Origin of the sequence: Acidovorax sp. K2F (assembly GCF_025246485.1) — a bacterium.
GTDB classification, from domain to species: domain Bacteria; phylum Pseudomonadota; class Gammaproteobacteria; order Burkholderiales; family Burkholderiaceae_C; genus Acidovorax; species Acidovorax delafieldii.
Genome location: NZ_JAOBSQ010000081.1, coordinates 1 through 2,932, shown reverse-complemented (window position 1 = coordinate 2,932; position 2,932 = coordinate 1). Strand labels below are relative to the sequence as shown.

At 53.4% G+C, this 2,932-nt stretch carries 3 protein-coding genes; 2 read left to right on the top strand and 1 reads right to left on the bottom strand.

Annotated features, from left to right (window positions below; translation table 11 throughout):
* Positions 1–371: hypothetical protein (locus N4G42_RS25265; protein WP_260669149.1), on the top strand; the 371-nt coding region annotated here is incomplete at its 5' end.
* Between the two features lie 11 nt (positions 372–382).
* Here the strand turns inward: N4G42_RS25265 and N4G42_RS25260 are convergent.
* The gene (locus tag N4G42_RS25260) at positions 383–964 is read right to left on the bottom strand and encodes a nucleotidyltransferase domain-containing protein (protein ID WP_260669148.1); all 582 of its coding nucleotides are present in this window, start codon (positions 962–964) and stop codon (positions 383–385) included.
* A gap of 118 nt (positions 965–1,082) precedes the next feature.
* Here N4G42_RS25260 and N4G42_RS25255 point away from each other — a divergent pair.
* Positions 1,083–2,932 (top strand): helix-turn-helix domain-containing protein (locus N4G42_RS25255; protein ID WP_260669147.1); only part of this gene is annotated, 1,850 nt, incomplete at its 3' end.

Sequence of the window (2,932 nt, the reverse complement as noted above, 5' to 3'; positions counted from 1 at the left end):
GCTATTACGCCGCAACAGTCTTGCTGGCTCGCAGGGAGTCGGGTGATACCGAGAAGATATTTGTGGCCATTGCTACGGATTTCATTTACAGCAACTCCAAGGCCATCCACCTTCCTCTGGGCCTGCGCTTGACCGAGGATGTCCACGAAGTTGAGATGCGCGCCGACGGTGACGACCTCGTCTTCTCCCACTTGCGGAATTCATGGCATGGTTTTTTGTCGGCGGGTTACGCGTCAGTGACGACTTTTTGCCTGAGCGAGCGTCCTAGTAACAACATGCGCGGACGCAAGCCCCGTCAAGTGAAGCACCTCAGCGAGCGCGCGGAAATGGTGTTTAGGCGACAGAAAAGCCGGCGCGCGCGGCAAGGCTGAGGCTTGTGGTGTCAAAGGACCTTCAAAGTGACGCCATTCGCAATCTGGGCTACTACGTTGTCCGCCTCGACCAAACTAGTCCACTCACTATGCTCATACAGAGAAAAATTGATGGGACGCATCAGCTTACTCTCAGCTTCATGCAAAGCTTCAGAAAGTTCGAGCAAAGAGACTTGACCGATAACAATCAAGTCAATATCGCTTTTCGCGCTGTCAGTGCTTTTCGCAACTGAACCAAAAACGAATGCTGAACTGATGTTGCTGGCAAACGGTGCCAAGGCTTCTTTCAGTGGCTCCACAACACTGAAGGACTTGTGCGCGATGCTGCGCAATTCTGCATAGAAGATGAATTCGGTGTTGACCCTGATGCTCCGCTGGGTGCCTCTACGTTCATCTTCTAAAAGTACGCCTGAATTTATCAGTCGCTCTACCTGCTTCTGAGCGCTTCCGCGACCGCTGTCTGCTAAGCGCAGCAGTTCTCTCAGAGTGAAGCTACGGTCGGGATGAAGAAGCGTCGCTCCGAGTACTTTTTGCAAGGTCGGCGTGAAAAGAAAATCTGCGAGACCCAAGGCCTGTCCTTCAAGTAGGGACAAATGTCCTCATTCTAGGGACATGTAGTTACCTCTGGCAACCGGCAGGTGGAGGTTTTTGCGAGGGCTACGCGTTCTTAACCAGCGAGCTTTTCAAAACTTTGATTGATACGCTCGCCCTGTGTATCGGCAACATTTAAAAGAGGTTTCTACAAATGGTCTATCAACAAAAGATGCCTTAAACGCCATAACGGAACTCAGCCCCTCTGCTTTGGGAGCAGAAGCTCTCGCAACAGAGGGAAAGTGTATGAAAATCAATGGGTTAGAAGGGTTCCGTTATTCCATAACGGGACTCTTAAACGAGAAATCCAATTCGTTCCAACATGCGAATACGGCGTCACTCACAGTGACCATGGCCGCCACGTACGACAACTTAATTCAATTTCACCAAAATAGAATTCGCAGCGAAAGCAATTCAAACAACCCAGAGCAGATGTGCAGAAACAGCCTGACGGCATTGCGGGGTTTTCTGCAATGGCTTGGTAAGACAGGTAGCTCCCCCATAGGCGCCGAGCTAGGTGTCGACTTCGACGACGCGCTGTCAAGACACCTGCGTGCACTTTCACTAAGTCCGAGGTCCGTGAGTGACAGGAAAAGCCTGCTCAACGGATGGCGCGCAAGCTTTGAATTGCTCGGCGTGTCACCAGAGGTAGCGGTGCGTGGTCGTGAGCGACGCTCTGCTGTATTTATCTCGGCTGAGGCAACACCTTTTGAGCAAGGTCTTCGGTCTGCACTTAAACAAGCGAATATGAGCCCCAAGAGGGCGGCCGTGCTGGCCGGAGTGAGCACATCGGCGCTGGGTCGATGGACTCGCGGTGCCTTGCCGAACGTCAGGTCTGAGGCCACACTTAATAAATTAGAAGCTGTGCTGGGTCTGGCGTCGGGAACGCTTCAGCGTTTGTATCTCGACTCAATGAGAAAGCTTGCTCCCACACATCCTAATATCTTTAGGGCGCGGATGAGCGAGCGGCGAAAGCTCAGCTATGCCTTGAAAGCGTCTGACATCACGCCAAAGTTGCTTGCGCAATGGGCTGACCTGGTGCGGCACAAAACATCTGTGAGCGCGCGCGGTAGCAACCGCAGTCATCGGGGTCGATGGACAGTGTCCGGGCCAGCGGCCGAGTGCGTCAGACCGATGCCAGGCATCGATGTCTTTGATGGCAACTACATCGGTGCTGCATCAGTCAACTGGGCGCACGTTGTGAGCTATCTTGGATTTCTACGACTTTCCAAAAATGACGGAGGCTTCGGCGGGAACGCGGAAGGGGTGCAGACTCTGGGATGGCTAGCGATACCCGAGGCTGTCGAAGCGTTTTTTGAGTTTCGGAAAAATAAATCAGGGGGACTGATTCATACCGGTCACGCGGTATTCGCTAGCTTTGTAGCGTCGCTCTGTCATCCTTCGCACGGCTACTTCACACAGCATCCGGAGCTGCTTGAGGATGTCGGTCGAGATGCGCTTCGCGGGCGGACTTGGGAAGAGCTCAATAGAGAGTGCTTGGCCGTAGCACACGATTGGAAAGCCATTTGCACGGACGTTTCACGCGACCCCGTTCAGCCGATTCAAGCGCTACTGGACTCGCCGGAGCCTCTGGCGCCCGTACTGCGCGCGATGGAACGCATCAGGGCATTGGCTCGTGGTGCGACTGCGGGCAGCAAGGAAGAAGCTGTTGCTCGACGCAATGAGCTTCTGCTGGGTGTACTTCTTTCTAATCCGCTGCGGCGTAAGAACATCGTTGCGCTCACTTACAAAGCAGACAACTCAGGTTCTGTGTACCGGACTGCGGCGGGCGAGTGGCGAATTCGCATTGCGTCCAGAGATTTCAAAAATGGGAAAAAAAGTGGTGCGTCACATCGGTATGACGTTGCGATTGCATCTTGGCTGGCGCCGCTGATAACCGACTATGTCGAACATTTCAGACCGGTTCTTGTGGGTGCGTCAACTGCGGACAACCTTTTTGTATCGTCTAA